The 14,051-nt window shown below is 53.1% G+C and carries 11 protein-coding genes; 3 read left to right on the top strand and 8 right to left on the bottom strand.

All coding sequences use genetic code 11. The features are described from left to right. Nucleotides 1–211 precede the first annotated feature (211 nt). Entirely contained in the window at nt 212–1,318 is a 1,107-nt protein-coding gene (locus tag Q7U71_05750) for a hypothetical protein (GenBank protein MDO9391260.1), read from the top strand. A 332-nt stretch (nt 1,319–1,650) separates the two neighbouring features. Beyond that, on the top strand, nt 1,651–2,721 hold the full coding sequence (locus Q7U71_05745) for a branched-chain amino acid aminotransferase (protein MDO9391259.1): 1,071 nt from the start codon (nt 1,651–1,653) through the stop codon (nt 2,719–2,721). Between the two features lie 192 nt (nt 2,722–2,913). Here Q7U71_05745 and Q7U71_05740 read toward each other — a convergent pair whose 3' ends face one another. Together Q7U71_05740 and Q7U71_05735 are read right to left on the bottom strand one after the other, a co-directional pair. Beyond that, on the bottom strand, nt 2,914–3,648 hold the full coding sequence (locus Q7U71_05740; protein ID MDO9391258.1) for a pseudouridine synthase: 735 nt from the start codon (nt 3,646–3,648) through the stop codon (nt 2,914–2,916). 97 nt (nt 3,649–3,745) lie between these two features. Continuing rightward, nucleotides 3,746–6,652: a FlgD immunoglobulin-like domain containing protein gene (locus tag Q7U71_05735; protein ID MDO9391257.1), complete on the bottom strand. Its 2,907-nt coding sequence runs from the start codon at nt 6,650–6,652 to the stop codon at nt 3,746–3,748. Between the two features lie 157 nt (nt 6,653–6,809). Between Q7U71_05735 and Q7U71_05730 the strand changes: the two genes are divergently transcribed. Next, nucleotides 6,810–8,063, top strand: coding sequence for a radical SAM protein (locus tag Q7U71_05730; GenBank protein MDO9391256.1), 1,254 nt, complete (start codon nt 6,810–6,812; stop codon nt 8,061–8,063). A gap of 119 nt (nt 8,064–8,182) precedes the next feature. Here the strand turns inward: Q7U71_05730 and Q7U71_05725 are convergent, their stop codons facing one another. The 6 genes from Q7U71_05725 to dnaA all read right to left on the bottom strand — a co-directional run bounded on the left by Q7U71_05725 (nt 8,183) and on the right by dnaA (nt 13,951). Then, nucleotides 8,183–8,800 carry a chemotaxis protein CheC gene (locus Q7U71_05725; GenBank protein ID MDO9391255.1) on the bottom strand — a complete coding sequence of 206 codons (618 nt, stop codon included), beginning with the start codon at nt 8,798–8,800 and terminating at the stop codon, nt 8,183–8,185. Between the two features lie 189 nt (nt 8,801–8,989). Further along, complete coding sequence (locus tag Q7U71_05720; GenBank protein ID MDO9391254.1) at nt 8,990–9,865, bottom strand: DMT family transporter; 876 nt, start codon at nt 9,863–9,865, stop codon at nt 8,990–8,992. An 84-nt stretch (nt 9,866–9,949) separates the two neighbouring features. Next, nucleotides 9,950–10,804 carry a DMT family transporter gene (locus Q7U71_05715; protein MDO9391253.1) on the bottom strand — a complete coding sequence of 285 codons (855 nt, stop codon included), beginning with the start codon at nt 10,802–10,804 and terminating at the stop codon, nt 9,950–9,952. A gap of 71 nt (nt 10,805–10,875) precedes the next feature. Beyond that, nucleotides 10,876–11,184, bottom strand: a complete 309-nt coding sequence (locus tag Q7U71_05710) for a Dabb family protein (protein MDO9391252.1) — start codon at nt 11,182–11,184, stop codon at nt 10,876–10,878. 76 nt (nt 11,185–11,260) lie between these two features. Further along, nucleotides 11,261–12,370 (bottom strand): DNA polymerase III subunit beta, encoded by a 1,110-nt coding sequence (gene dnaN / locus Q7U71_05705; protein ID MDO9391251.1) that lies wholly within the window; start codon nt 12,368–12,370, stop codon nt 11,261–11,263. A 243-nt stretch (nt 12,371–12,613) separates the two neighbouring features. Then, nucleotides 12,614–13,951 carry a chromosomal replication initiator protein DnaA gene (dnaA, locus tag Q7U71_05700; protein ID MDO9391250.1) on the bottom strand — a complete coding sequence of 446 codons (1,338 nt, stop codon included), beginning with the start codon at nt 13,949–13,951 and terminating at the stop codon, nt 12,614–12,616. Between the last annotated feature and the right edge of the window lie 100 nt (nt 13,952–14,051).

Here is a 14,051-nt window from a genome sequence, read left to right as displayed (position 1 = left end):
GAACTTAAGACATATAGCCACCGTTGGACAGACTTGTCCAGGCCCCTAAAGGATCTGGCCGGAGATTGCGGAGTGCAGATGGAGATAGTTGCCATCCCCCGGGGCCTTTTTCGCCTCTATCACTGCGTGGCCACCGGGCAACGGGATAGCTTGGAATTGTTTAAAAAAAGATGGCAGGAAAGTAAAAAACAGGTTTAACTACGGAGATAATATGAAAAAGATCATGGTCCTGGCTCTTTTATCGGTACTTGTAACCACCCTTGCCTTTGCTCAGATCTCCGGCACGGCCGGTGCTTGGACCGACTACAACAGCAACGCATTTTCCGATGCTTCCGGCGGGGGGACGCTGACACTAGGGGCCTTTTTAGATCTGGCGGCCGATTGGCCGTTTGGAAGCTCCCCTCTTTCTATCAGCGCCGATTATTCGGGTAGTTACAGCGCCTATTTAAGCTATCTGAGCAGAAGCCATAACGACCACCTGGCCGACGCCCTGCTGGTTTTGGATATCGGTAATGACGGCTATGCCGGACTGGGCGGCTCATTTGGGGCCCAGTTGAATTCGACCGATCGCAAGTATTATGACAACAGTTCTTCGTCCGTCATCCTGGAGTCCAAAATATACCTGGCTGCCCCCCTGCTGTTAAAACTTGATGGCTCTGTGGGAAAAACATCTTTCAGCTATTTTACGGATTATGCCTACAATAGTACGGGGATTGCAGGTTCGCTGAGCCTCTTTTTACCTACCAAAACTGCTTTGATCGGTCTGGTTGATTATAGCCGGAAGAATTATCTTTCCGGCAACGATACCCTGGCGCCACAGAATATCCTCTTTTTAAGCCCCCTGTTCAAGTTGACCCAATCCCTTGGTCAAAATGCCGGACTGGCTCTATCCTTTGGATCCCAGCAGAACAAGGTCACTGCCGACAGTTTTTACATGCCCGACACCCTTTTGCGGGAGGTGGCCGAGTATTTTGACTATTCGGGAGCCCGGGCCGAGGCCCAATTGACCTTTTTAACGCCCGGCGACAATAAGTTCGTGGTTTATGGACGCTATAACACAAAGGACTTTTCCTCGCTTTATGCCTACCAAAAGGCTGGATCTGACACATCCAGTCCCTTCAGCCGGACCAGAAGCGACGTTTTAAGGAAAGATGCCATTACCGAGGTGGGGGTAGAGTTGACCTTCGGTTTGGATGGGTCCGGAAACAAGAACTCCAGCCTGATTCTGGGCGGGAATTATCTGATCAATTCCTCCAACGACCCCTATTATGATTTTTCGCGGCTGCTTTTTTCGGCTACCTTTGAATACGGTTTTTAGAGTTTATCCTCAAATAAGCTTTGGGTTAGCGTAAACGTGCGAAAATCTGCCAGACAAGGAACGCGAATGAAGCGTATCCGCAGAGATACGGTGAACGAGTGTAACGCAGTATGGCAGGTTTGCAGCCGTTTATGCCCAAATTGTTATTTGAGGATAAGCTCTTATTGTTTCACGTGAAACAATTTTGGGCATCCCAAAAAATTGGGGTGCCCTTTTTGTTTCCCTTTAAAGCAATGTTTCACGTGAAACAATCGCCCGTTTTTGTTTGACATTTAATGGATTAAGTTTTATAATTAACCGATCATTTCACCTATAATCTTTAAGGCATTAAAATGAACATTCAAACCACCCTGCTGCCCAAGGAAAAACTGAAAGCCCTTTATGCCGACCCCTTAAAGCTCCAGTTCGGCCGGACCTTCACCGATTATATGTTCACCATGCCCTACAACCGGAAGCTGGGCTGGCACAACCCCGAGATCAAACCCTACCAGTCCCTGAACCTGGACCCGGCGGCCAATGTTCTGCATTACAGCCAGGAGGTGTTTGAGGGGCAGAAGGCCTATAAATCGCCGGACGGTAGGATCCTGCTTTTCCGCCCCGACGAGAACGCCAAGCGGCTGAACAATTCCATGCGCCGGATCTGCATGCCGGAGATCCCGGTGGAGGACATAATCCAAGCCGTCAGCGAGCTGGTGAAACTGGAACAGCGCTGGATACCCACCGCCGAAGGCTGCTCCCTTTACATCCGCCCCACCGTAATCGGCACCGAGGCGGCGCTGGGGGTCAAGGCCTCCGACGAATACCTGTTCTACATCATCCTCTCCCCTGTCGGTCCCTATTTCCCCGAGGGATTCAACCCGGTGGGACTGTGGGTCTCGGACAGCTTTACCCGGGCGGCCCTGGGCGGCACCGGCGAAGCCAAGACCGGCGGCAACTACGCGGCCAGCATGCTGGCCTCCCAGCAGGCCAAGGACCGGGGCTACAGCCAGGTTCTTTGGCTGGATGCCAAGGACCACCGCTATATTGAGGAAGTGGGAGCCATGAACATATTCTTTGTGATCGAGAACGTGCTGGTCACCCCTCCCCTTTCCGGCAGCATTTTAAGCGGCATCACCCGCAAGTCTGTGCTGAAACTGGCCGAGGACATCGGCATCCGGGCCGAGCAGCGGCAGCTGACGATTGACGAGCTGGTGGACGGCATCAAGTTTCAGAAAGTGACCGAGATCTTCGGGGCCGGCACCGCGGCCGTGGTCAGCCCGGTGGGCAAGCTCAGTTACAAGGGCCAGGAATACGTGGTGGGCAAAAAGGCCGGCCCCTGGTCCAAGAAATTCTTCGACACTTTGACCGGCATCCAGACCGGAAAACTGCCAGACAAGCACGGCTGGGTGCACCAGGTTAAATAAGACTATTTTAGTCCTATTTAGACATTATTTAACCACAAAAGGCACAGAAGACACAAATTACACCACCGGGAATATTCCAATATTCACTTATTACTGTATTTACCTATAGCCCCAGCTTAGCGGAAATTGATTTGTGATTTATGTGCTTTTTGTGGCGATTGCTTTTTTGTGGGCATAAAAAGAGGGCGGAAGTTATTTCTTCCGCCCTCTTTTTATTTGAGCCAGCTCTTCATCGGTCATTCGCCGGGCCTCGCCCACCGGCAGGTATTCCAGCTTCACCGGGCCGAAGGAGATTCTCTTCAGCTCCAGCACCTGTCGGCCCAGCGCCCGGAACATCATCTTGACCTCGCGTTTCTTGCCCTCCCGGATGGTGATCTCAATAAAGGAATTCTGCTCCCGGGGGTCGTAGCGCAGTATCTTGGCCGGGGCCGGGGCGTACTGCTCGCCCTCGTATTCCACGCCCTGCTTCAACTCGTCCAGCTCGGCCTTCTGCACCAGGCCCCGCACCCAGACCACATAGGTCCGCTTGATCTGGTTGGAGGGATGGGTCAGCTGCTCTATGAATTCTCCGTCGTCGGTCATGATCATCAGACCCTCGCTGTCCAGATCCAGCCGCCCGGCGTACTTCATGTTCTTCAGGTAGAAGGGCACCACGTCGTAGATGGTGGGCCGACCGTAGGGGTCGCCCCGGCTGCAAAGGTAGCCCTTGGGCTTGTTGAAGACCCAGTACTGGTGGACCTTGGGCGGGTTGATGTGCTTTCCGCCCACCTTGACGGTGCTGCGGGAGGGAAGGATCACCGTGCCCAGCTCGGTCACTTTTTTCCCGTTGACCGTGACCTGTCCGGCCGCGATCATCTCGTCGGCCTGGCGGCGCGAGGCCACCCCGCACTGGGCCAGGAATTTATTGAGCCTTACTTTTTGTTCCATGGCCTAAGGATAGCATTTTTAAATGGTGTTTGCAACCTAAAAAAGAGGGACGCATTTTCTGCGTCCCTCTTTCGGTTCCCCCGGCGGCTTAGAATATTTACCTGAGGATTACCAGTTTCCTTGTCATTTCCTTGTTCTCTGCCTGTAGCCGGTAGATATATATGCCTGATGACACTTTGTTGCCAGCGTTATCCCGGCCGTTCCATTTGACCGAGTGCGGCCCGGCGCCAGCCTTCCCGCTGACCAGCGTCTTCACCAATTGCCCGGCGATGTTGTAGACTTTCAGGTTCACCATCCCCGGCTGGGCCAATTGATAATTGATAGTGGTTGCTTGCTTAAAGGGATTCGGTGCGTTCTGTTGCAGGAGGAAGGAGGCGGCGGATATCTCGCTTGGGGCACCTTCTACGCTGGTGGGCGTAAAGCTGTAAACATCACCATCCCGCGGCGGAATGGGGCCGGAAGAATAGATGTTCCATACATCGCCTTCCTGGGGATGGGTGGCCCAGGTCATGTCCAGACCAACTGCGGTGTGGGTCGGATTTTTAAAGAAAAACCGCATGCCACATACATTCATGAACTTGCGATAAAGATTAGAAACATTAACGATATACCTGCGACCCAACCCCGCACTTGTGCCCCCCAGATTCCAACTGGGGGTGGTAATATTATTTAGTATGGTTGAATCGTATGGAACCTGGACTCCATAAGTTAAATCCCACACTTCCGGCCATAACGTGTCGGTGGGATTTGTGCCCGTGACATGCCAGCGGATCTCGTAATTGCCATTAAGCTTGGCCCATCCAAGGTCTGGAATGTTTATTGAAGCCCAATACAGTGTGTCTGTGGATAGATCTGTAACTGGCCGGATTACCGAGTCAAATGTTCCCTGGCTTGGCTTAAAGGTGGTGTCGCCGCAAAGGATGGCAAAGCCAGACCAGGGCTGTCCCGTACCATCCTTGTAATAGAATAAACTGGTGTAAGTTTCCGGTATGATCCAGCCGGCCGAACATAAGGTTGTTCCGGTTACGTCCCAAAGGTCATATTTATAGCTGGCGGCGTATTTACCGTAAGTGCTGTTATAGGCCCCTCTAACAATTCCTTTAAAGCGGGCTTCGTAGCTGTGGCCGTTGATCAAAGATGGGTTGTACGTGTACCAATTAACGGGCAGGGTGCTGTGGCCCGACACCGACCCGGGGTATTGAACCCTCTGATTGAACAACTGATAATAATTAATTGAGCTATCCGTCGTTGTTACTTGTCCGTCATAGCACACTGTTTTTAATTTATAATCGGCATTAAGCATGGTGTCGGTATTCCAGGTATAGTCGTATTCCAGCCACTGTTGGGTGTTGTTGGGGGTGGAGGAGATGGTCCCGGCCACTTTCTGCCAAGCACCGGTGCCTTCCCGCATCACATAATGGCTGACGATCAATTCGTCCTGGTCAGCGTCTCCGGCCATCCATTTCCAGGAATAGTTTCCGCAGATCACAGTATCGGGCACCGCCATCAGCAATTCCGGGGCCGCATTACCGGCATTGTTTACTACCAGGAACGAATCGCTGACCGATGAAGCCAGTTTTTGTGGCCCGTGAAGTATGGCGGCTATTTTATATTTTATGCCGTCGGAAAGGCCGATTGTGTTCCAGCTGTAGCTGCCAGTATTGGGCCGGTTGAAAGACAGCGAATCCCAGGAGTACCCATTAGGGCTGTAATACAGATCAACCGTATCAGTGGCAAGGGCATTGCCGCCGTAGGTCCAGGTTATGTTCTGGGTTCCGGAAAGAACGGCTCCGCCGGCCGGGGCGGTCAGAGTGATCTGGGTTTGGTTATAAACTATGCTGTTCTCAAAAACAATTTTTGCCGTCCTGGCCTTTTCCCTTAGTTCCTTGATTGCCAGGGTATCATTTGTGAACATGTACCCATAATCATAATTGGCGCAGATCAGGCAGACGATGACCCTGGCAGTTTGCCCCGGTGCAATATCAATGGGACCTGTGGATTCCATAAAGCGCTGGTCGGCTTGGCCCGGTTTCGGATCAAATGCTGCATATGTTCCGGTTGTGTAATCATATCCAGCCAGCTCCTTATACTGATCAATATCTGTTGGCGGATCTATGGCCAGACTAAAAATCTTAAAGTGTGTTAACCCCAAAGTATCCCCGGCAAATATTTGCCTTGCGTCAGGGTATGTGTAGTTTTTTGTGGCGATTGGGCCCTGCAGAAAGTTGAGGCCCACGCAGCCCGGTTGCCTTGTCCAACCGACTTCGGTTGAAGATGTTTGATACTGGTAAGCCATGTTGGTGGTAGTGTCATAATAGCAGATGTCGTTGGGCGCGCTGGATTCGTTCCCGATGTCGCAGTCGGCAGTGGGGGCTAGGTAAACATTATACAGGGTGTCTGTGCCGGTGTTATTTACTTCGAACATTAGGTATATAATGTCTTGAAGGCCCGGCGTACTCCACTGATATGTCGTCTGCGTTACTTCGATCTTAAGCGGCACTCCGCCAACAGCGTGGTTTGATGTCAGGTAATCATTATAAACGCATCTGGTATCGCACATGGATATTATACTGTCCTGGCCGTTGGTCTTCTTTAGCGGCCAGTCGGACTCGGTGGATACATATATTTTTACACCCGGGTCTGTTACGTTCTGAGCTACCCCGCCAATAACCGCACCAGCGGTAAATTCGCCGGTAGAATTGTTGGGATTATAACCTACGGTTACTAGGGTGTCTCCGTCTTTAGTTTGCGCGCCGACCCACAGACCCCAGCCATAAACATAATTCATGGCTGGGGGAGCAATATTCCCATAGATATCCAAGGCCGGGGCCGGCCAAAAGGTATATGAACCACTACCGCCCATAATCTGCCCCAGCTGGCCATAGTTGGTTATCGCAGATATTAAATTATTTTGCTGTAATGGCTGCCAGTCGTAAATGGCAAATGCGTTAAATGCAAACAATACCATTGCAAACAGCACGATTACCGTACGAACTTTATTCATATGGCCTCCCTAAGTTATTTTGGGGATTGTTTGTTACATAATATTATACCGAGGGGGGGCTAATGTCAATGTATATTTTATTATATTTACAACTTTATTCTGGGCGTATCGTGATTTGCACCTACATATAATTGTCATTTTATGATATAATTCCCGCATGACAAATTTATTATACTCCGATACCTCCGGCCAGATCTACGACACCCCGGAATTCCAGCCCCTGGGCCTTTCCGGCGGGGACTTTGTGCCCATTCCGGAAAACGAAATGGTGCCACTGCCGGTGGGCAGTGAGATCTTCGTGGTCAAAAAGGGTGTCGTTGTAGCCGCCCAAAACGGCGCCACGGTCTACCTGGAAAAACTCCGTGGCAAGAAGATATTTCCCGTGGCCGCTTTCATGCCGGCCGGGTTCACCAGGACTTTGATGCCGGCCTACGTTGAGAAATCCGAAAAGCCTTATCTTCCTCTTTGGTCTTACACCGCCTTGGCCTGGCACAAGGGAAGGATCTGCGGAGCGGCCAAACTGGTGGCCAAGAACCCCAAGGCCGACCCCGAACTGCACAGCCCCAAGCAGGATGTGCGGCTGGTAAAACTTGTCACTCAGCGGCTGAAGGAGGAACCGGACAATCGCCTTCTTCGCCAGCTGGCCCGCTGCGCTTTGGAGTACCACTGCTTTGCCGGGAAGAACACTTTCTATAGAAGATGGGAGTTGCCCCTGCCGACCTCGCCGTCCTGCAATGCCCGATGTCTGGGCTGTCTTTCCCTGCAGCCGGGGGAGTGCTGCGCCAGCCAGGAGCGTATAACCTTCGTCCCCACGCCAAAAGAGATCGCGGAGCTGGCCGTGCCCCATCTGCAAAAGGCGGAATCGGCCATCGCCAGCTTCGGTCAGGGCTGCGAGGGGGAGCCCCTGCTGCAGGACAAGACGCTGGAAGCCGCCATCAAGCTGGTCCGGAAACAGACGGACCGGGGGACCATAAACCTGAACACCAACGGCTATTCCCCGGAAAAGATAAAGCGGCTGGCCGGGGCCGGCCTGAACTCGGTGCGGATCAGTTTGAATTCCTCCATCAAAAAGAGCTACGATGCCTACTACCGGCCGGTCAACTACAAATATGTGGACGTGCTGAAAAGCATCGCCGTGGCCAAGCAGAACGGGCTGTATGTCAGCATCAACCTGCTGGTCTTTCCCGGCTACACCGACCGGGAGCGGGAGGCGGAGGGGCTGGTAAAACTTTTCCTGAAGCACAAGGTGGACATGGTGCAGATGAGAAACCTGTCCATCGATCCCTGGTGGTACATCCGCACCGTACCAAGGCCCAAGGGGAAAAGCATCGGGATCACAAACCTGCTGGCCTTGTTCAAGAAGGAACTGCCCAAAACCAGGATAGATTATTTCAACATCCCGGTGCAGTAAGCCTGAAAAGCAAAGAGGGGTTCGTAAAATACGAACCCCTCTTTTTCTTGCACAGAAGTCATCCTGAGACAGGCACCTTGCATGGCCGGCCGAAGGATCTGACTTAACCGGGCTCCCGGTCACATATTCATTTTCGTGAATATCGCCTTCAGCGACTCCCCATCCGGGATCAGCAGAAAATACCCCTGCAGATTGATCTTCTTGTCCATGAACCGGAACTCGTTCTTGATGGAGATCACCATGTCCCCGTGCTCCTTGTGCGAGGAGAACGACTGGCCGCCGGCCTCCCGCGGGTCGCGGATCTCCAGGGCCGGGGCGGTGGGTATCACCATCACCCCCAGCAGAATTCCCAGGGCATTCATGTAGGCGCAGGTCAAAATGTTGGAGGTCTCCTTAAGGGCCGATTCCTCCAGCTGGCCCAGGGACGTGGGCTTTATCGATTCTTCCCGGCCCAGCACCCGGTTGGAAAATTCCACCGCATCCTGTTCGGTGAACAGCAGCAGGGATTCCCCCTTGATGTCCCCGGAAAGTCCCACCGCCACGCAGGCGATCTTCTGCCCGGGTGCGGCCAATGCCGTCAGCACTTCGCCCAGCGGTTTGACCTCGATCACCGGCACGTCTATCAGGATGATCTGGTGGGCCAGCTCCGAGAGGGCGGTGGCGGCGTGTCCGGCCCCGATGTTGGACACCTCTTTAAGGGCGTCCAGGTGCAGGGGGTCTAAATTTTTAATGTCCATGTCTGATAGTTTAGCCTAAAATAAAGGAAATATCAACTGTTATTTTTAGGTGCTGGCCACAAAGACACAAAGACACAAAATGGTATCTTCTTCCGCAACCCTCATGAAACCTGCTGAAAATATTTGTTTTTCTTTCTTTCGAGTCTTCGTGCCTTTGTGGCGACATGGTTACGCTTTGTCTCTTACAACCTAGGTTTCGGCCGCCACCACTCCGGCTATCAGGACAATGCCCCCGGCTATCAGCCCCACCGTGGGGGCTTCCCGGATGAAAACCAGCCCGGAGATAATGGTCACCAGCGGGATCAGATAGACCAGGGCCCCCAGCCGGGCTGCCTCGGTCTTCTTTAAGGCCCAGGACCAGATCAGAAAGCCGAAGATGGTGCAGACCAGGCTGAGGAATATCAGGGCTCCCCAGCCTTTGGTTGTTATGGCCGCCATGGTTTTAATGGATGGCATGAAGAAGGCCAGCGGCAGGCTGCCCCAGACGATGGCCGACATGGTGATCAGGTTGGGGTCATGGCGGTGGACCATGGGTTTTCCCACTATGGTGTAGAGGGCCCAGGAGACCGGGGCCCCGAAGGTGATCAGCACGCCCAAAAGATAGTTGAAGTTGATGGCCTCCCCGGCCCCCCAGCGGACCACTATGAACAGCCCGATGAAGGCCGCGATGATCCCGCCCAGTTTTCTGGCGGTGATCTTTTCCTTAAGCGCCAGGTTGGAGGCTATCAGGGTAAAAATGGGGGAGAGGCCCACTATCAGGCTGGCGGTCCCGGCCGCGATCCGGCTCTCCCCGTAGTTCAGGGCCAGGTTGTAACCAAGAACCCCGGTGATGCCGTAAAGGGAAATTCCCAGCCATTCCTGGCGCCATACCGAAAATATCTTCTGCGGTTTGTAGAGCACGAACATCAGCACCAGCACCAACGCCGCCGCCGGCAGGTACCTCAGGACCGTCAGCTGCATGGGGTCCAGGCCTTCCACGTCCAGCAGGTATTTGATGGCCACAAAAGCGTTGCCCCAGAAGACCACCACCAGGGCCAGCAGCGTTACAAAGATAACCTTTTTCATTTTCCCTTGCTTTGTCCTTTTACCTATGAACTGGTTGATTTCCTATTTTCTTGGGTTCCTTATAAATATCGGATCATCGGGTTCCTATTCCTTCCCCAGCTCCGAGGACAGCATTCCTACCAGGATCAGCCCGGCTCCCAGCCATCCCAGCCAGGGCATCTTTTCCCCGAAGAGCAGAAAGGCGAAGACGGCCGCAAACAATGGCTCCAACGTGTAGATGACGGCAGCCCGGGCGGCCGAGGTCTGTTTCTGGAAGTGGGACTGTATCACCAGGGAACCGGCCGTGGCCAGGCCGCTGGTCAACAGCAGGTCCAGCCATAACGAAGGGACGAAATGGATGGCCGGTTTCTCCATCCGCCACATGAACAGCAGGCTCAGGACGACGGTGGTGATTATCTGGACCATCACCATGTTCATGGCCCCGTGCTTTTGGGTGTAGGTCTGGACCAGAATTATCTCCACCGCAAAACAGGCCGCGCAGAGGGCGGTCAAAAGATCTCCCCGGTTGAAGCCCCCGGAGGCCGGCCGGGACAGGAAATACAGGCCCACCGCCGCCAGGGCCACCCCGGTCCAGATCCACGGCCCCACTTTTTTCTTGAGCATCATGATCGAGAGCGGCGGCACCAGGATCACCGACAGCCCGGTGATGAAGGCTGAGCGGGTGGCGGTGGTGTGAACCAATCCCGCGGTCTGCAGGGCGAACCCGCCGAACAGGAAAGACCCCAGCAGGATCCCGTCCCGCCAGCCCGTGAATGAAAGCGTTTTAATCCCCCGGTAACAAAAGGGCAGCAGAATAATCCCGGCCAGGGCAAAGCGCACCCCCATAAAGGCCAGGGGGGTGGCGTGGAGCATGGCATCCTTGACCGCCACAAAGGTGACGCCCCAGAAAAAAGTGGCCAGCAACAGCCAGAGATCGGCTTTAAGGTGTCGGTTGATCATAGGGCATCCATTATAACATAAAACCGCCGCGGTGTTAACCCCCGGCGGTTTCTTCCGGCTCTGGTGTTCTTCTATGTTTCGGCCAGATAATCAGCCACCACCCGCCGGTCCCTGACCTTCCGCAGAAAGTCCACGGCCTTAAGGTGCTCGGGATGTTTCTGGTAGGTGTCCAGGTCTTTCTCGTTCTCGAACTCGGAATAGAGGGCCAGGTCAAAGGCATCCTGCCCGGTATTGATGTTTATTCCGATCTCCAGGGACCGTACTTCGGGAATGCTTTTTTTTAGCCCCAGCAGTTTTTCCCGGGCCAGATCTATGTTCTCCTGTTTGCTGCGGCCTTCGGCCTGGGGCCTAAAACTCCACAGGACAATGTGCTTTATCACGGCTCTCCTTTGCTGGTGAAAATAAAAAAGGACGTAACATTTTTTTGCTACATCCTTTTATTCTGCCTGCTGTTCTTTATTCCGGCAGGCGGATGGGCATGATCAGATAGACCAGTTTGTTGTCATCCTTCTCCTGGCTGGGCCTGACGATGGCCGCCGCCAACGGTGCGCTGAGATAGATGTTCAATTCATCCGATTCAACATTCTTGATGATGTCCAGCAGATAGTTGGCGTTGTACCCTATCTCCATTTCCTCTCCGCTGTATTTGGCCGCCAGGCTTTCAAAGGCCTCGCCGATGTCGGCGGTGCGGCTGGAAAGGTCCAGGGAATCGGCCTTGATGTTCAGCTTGATCATGCTGGTGAAAGTGTCGGAAAACACCGATACCCGGCGCACCCCGGCCGCAAATATCTCGGTGTTGACGGTGACGATCTTGTCGTTGCTCCAGGGTATGAACTTGTCGTATTCCGGATAAACCCCTTCGATGTGACGGGCGAACAGCTGGGTGCTGCCCAGGATGAACTGGGAATAGTTCTCGTCGAACTTCAGGGTAATTTCCTGGTCGCTGGAACCTATCATCTTGTTGACCAGGTTCAGGCCCTTGGGCGGGATCAGCAGTTCGCTTTTCTGCGAGACCGGTGCTATCAGACTTTCCATCAGGGCCAGGCGCCGCCCGTCGGTGGTCACCACCCGCAGTTTGTCGCCGTTGACCTGGAACAGCACCCCGCACAGAGCCGGCCGGGAACTGTCGTTGGCGGCGGCGAAAAGTGTCTTTTTGATGGCGCTCTGCAGCAGGGAGGCCGGAAGTTTTATCTGCTTGTCTTTTTTGATCTCAGGTATCTTGGGAAATTCTTCCTTGGGGATACCTATCAGGTTAAAGCGGCTCTTGTCGCACTTGATGGCTATCTTGTTCTCGTTGACCTCGATATCCAGCGGCAGAGAAGGAAGCTGTTTGATGATCTCAAAGAACTGTCGGGCCGGGATGGTGATGGCGCCGGGATTGGTGACCTTGGCCTCGGTCTCGGTGACTATGGCCACTTCCAGGTCGGTGGCCGAGAACTTTATCTTGTCCTTGGTGGCCTCTAAAAGCACGTTGGCCAGTACCGGAAAGGTGCTTTTGGTGGGAACCACTCCGATTATGCTTTGAAGGCTGGAAAGGATCTTGTCCTGGGAGATGGAAATTTTCATTTTAAGATATCTCTCTGTAAATGAGAATGTTTCTTTAGATGATTAGTTTATTATGATATATCTAATTAACAGTAAAAGTCAATAGTAAAGTTGGTAAATCTTGGGATAAGTCAAATTATCTGCGTGGCCACAAGCTGTCAACGATTATTTGCTGTTTTGACAGGGTTGGAAAAGGTGTTGACAACAGGAGGTTTTATCCACAGTAATCCACAAAGAAAAAAAACAAAAAAACTTATCCCCAGGTTATTCACCCTTTATAGTCTTGGTTATCAACTCAACCTGCCTGGCAGTATCCTGGTCTTTTAAGATATCTTTGTTCATTTTGTCTATGGCATGATGAACGGTGGAATGGTCCTTGCCACCAAAACGCTTGCCGATATCGTTCAAAGAGGAGGTGGTAAGGGTCCGGGACAGGTACATGGCTATGTGGCGGGGCAGCACCAGTTCCTTGGTGCGCTTGCTGGACCGTAAAGCCTCGTCGCTGATGGAAAAATGATTGGCCACCGTCCGCTGGATGGAATCGATGGAAATGCTTTTGGATTTTTGGGAGATGATGTGTTTCAGGGCCTCCTGGGCCAGCTCCAGGGTCAGTTCCCGGTCGGCCACCGAGGCAAAGGCGGTGACCCGGACCAAAGATCCTTCCAGTTCCCGGATGTTGGACTTGACCGCCTCGGCCATGAAAAAGATGACCTCATCGGGGACCTTCAGGTTGTCGATCTCGGCCTTCTTCTTTAAGATGGCGATCCTGGTCTCCAGGTCGGGGGACTGGATGTCGGCCACCAAACCGCTTTGAAAGCGGGAGACCAGACGTTCCTCCAGCTGGGAGATGTCCTTGGGCGGCCGGTCCGAGGTCAGCACGATCTGCTTGCGGGAGTCATAAAGGGTGTTGAAGGTATGGAAGATCTCCTCCTGCATCCCGGTCTTTTCCGAGAGGAACTGGATGTCGTCTATCAGCAGGACGTCAAGGTTGCGGTAATGGTTCTTGAAATCAAGGATCTTGCGGTTCTGGATGGCGGCCACCATTTCGTTCATGAAGTTTTCGGCCGGGGTGTAGAAGATCTTGGCCTTGGGTTTTTTGGCCCGGACATAATTGCCGATGGCGTGGGTCAGATGGGTCTTACCCAATCCTACGCCGCCGTATATGAAAAAGGGGTTATAGACCTTGCCCGGTGCTTCGGCCACGGCCCGGGCCGCGGCGTGGGCAAACTCGTTGCTTTTCCCGATCACAAATTTATCAAAGGTATAGCGTTCTCTTAACTGGCTGTCGCTGTCAATGGCGATGGGCAGGGGAGGGGGAAGCTGTTTTTCGGACAAAGAAGGCTTGGGTTGTTCGGTGGGCGCCGAAAAGATCACATCCAATTCCCTTAGGGCTGTTTCTTTTATGGCTTCTTTTATGAATGGCAGGTAATGTTGTTCCAGCCATTGTATGAAAAACTGGTTGGGAACCCTGAGGGTTATGGACGTATCCCCCATGGAAGCCGCTTTGACAGGCCTTAGCCAGGTGTCATAGCTGCCGGAGCCTATCCGTTCTTTGATTTTTTCCTGGGCCTGTGCCCAAAGGGCTTGTGCTTGTTGGCTCATAAGATATCCACAGCGCTAAATGGCTGATATTTAAGGGTAGTTAAAGGGTGGCGTTTATAAAGTGCGGAAAATCAAGGCTTGGGGATTATTCACATAGTTG

It is taken from the genome of bacterium, from assembly GCA_030655055.1.
Lineage (GTDB): Bacteria > Edwardsbacteria > AC1 > AC1 > EtOH8 > UBA5202.
The sequence above is the reverse complement of the archived record's forward strand: the minus strand, read 5'-3'. Positions and strand labels throughout refer to the sequence as shown.

Excerpts from the sequence above, each read along its gene's own strand:
- Q7U71_05750 (MDO9391260.1), top strand. The coding sequence starts at position 212 with ATGAAAAAGATCATGGTCCTGGCTCTTTTATCGGTACTTGTAACCACC.
- Q7U71_05745 (MDO9391259.1), top strand. The coding sequence starts at position 1,651 with ATGAACATTCAAACCACCCTGCTGCCCAAGGAAAAACTGAAAGCCCTT.
- Q7U71_05740 (MDO9391258.1), bottom strand. The coding sequence starts at position 3,648 with ATGGAACAAAAAGTAAGGCTCAATAAATTCCTGGCCCAGTGCGGGGTG.
- Q7U71_05735 (MDO9391257.1), bottom strand. The coding sequence starts at position 6,652 with ATGAATAAAGTTCGTACGGTAATCGTGCTGTTTGCAATGGTATTGTTT.
- Q7U71_05730 (MDO9391256.1), top strand. The coding sequence starts at position 6,810 with ATGACAAATTTATTATACTCCGATACCTCCGGCCAGATCTACGACACC.
- Q7U71_05725 (MDO9391255.1), bottom strand. The coding sequence starts at position 8,800 with ATGGACATTAAAAATTTAGACCCCCTGCACCTGGACGCCCTTAAAGAG.
- Q7U71_05720 (MDO9391254.1), bottom strand. The coding sequence starts at position 9,865 with ATGAAAAAGGTTATCTTTGTAACGCTGCTGGCCCTGGTGGTGGTCTTC.
- Q7U71_05715 (MDO9391253.1), bottom strand. The coding sequence starts at position 10,804 with ATGATCAACCGACACCTTAAAGCCGATCTCTGGCTGTTGCTGGCCACT.
- dnaN (MDO9391251.1), bottom strand. The coding sequence starts at position 12,370 with ATGAAAATTTCCATCTCCCAGGACAAGATCCTTTCCAGCCTTCAAAGC.
- dnaA (MDO9391250.1), bottom strand. The coding sequence starts at position 13,951 with ATGAGCCAACAAGCACAAGCCCTTTGGGCACAGGCCCAGGAAAAAATC.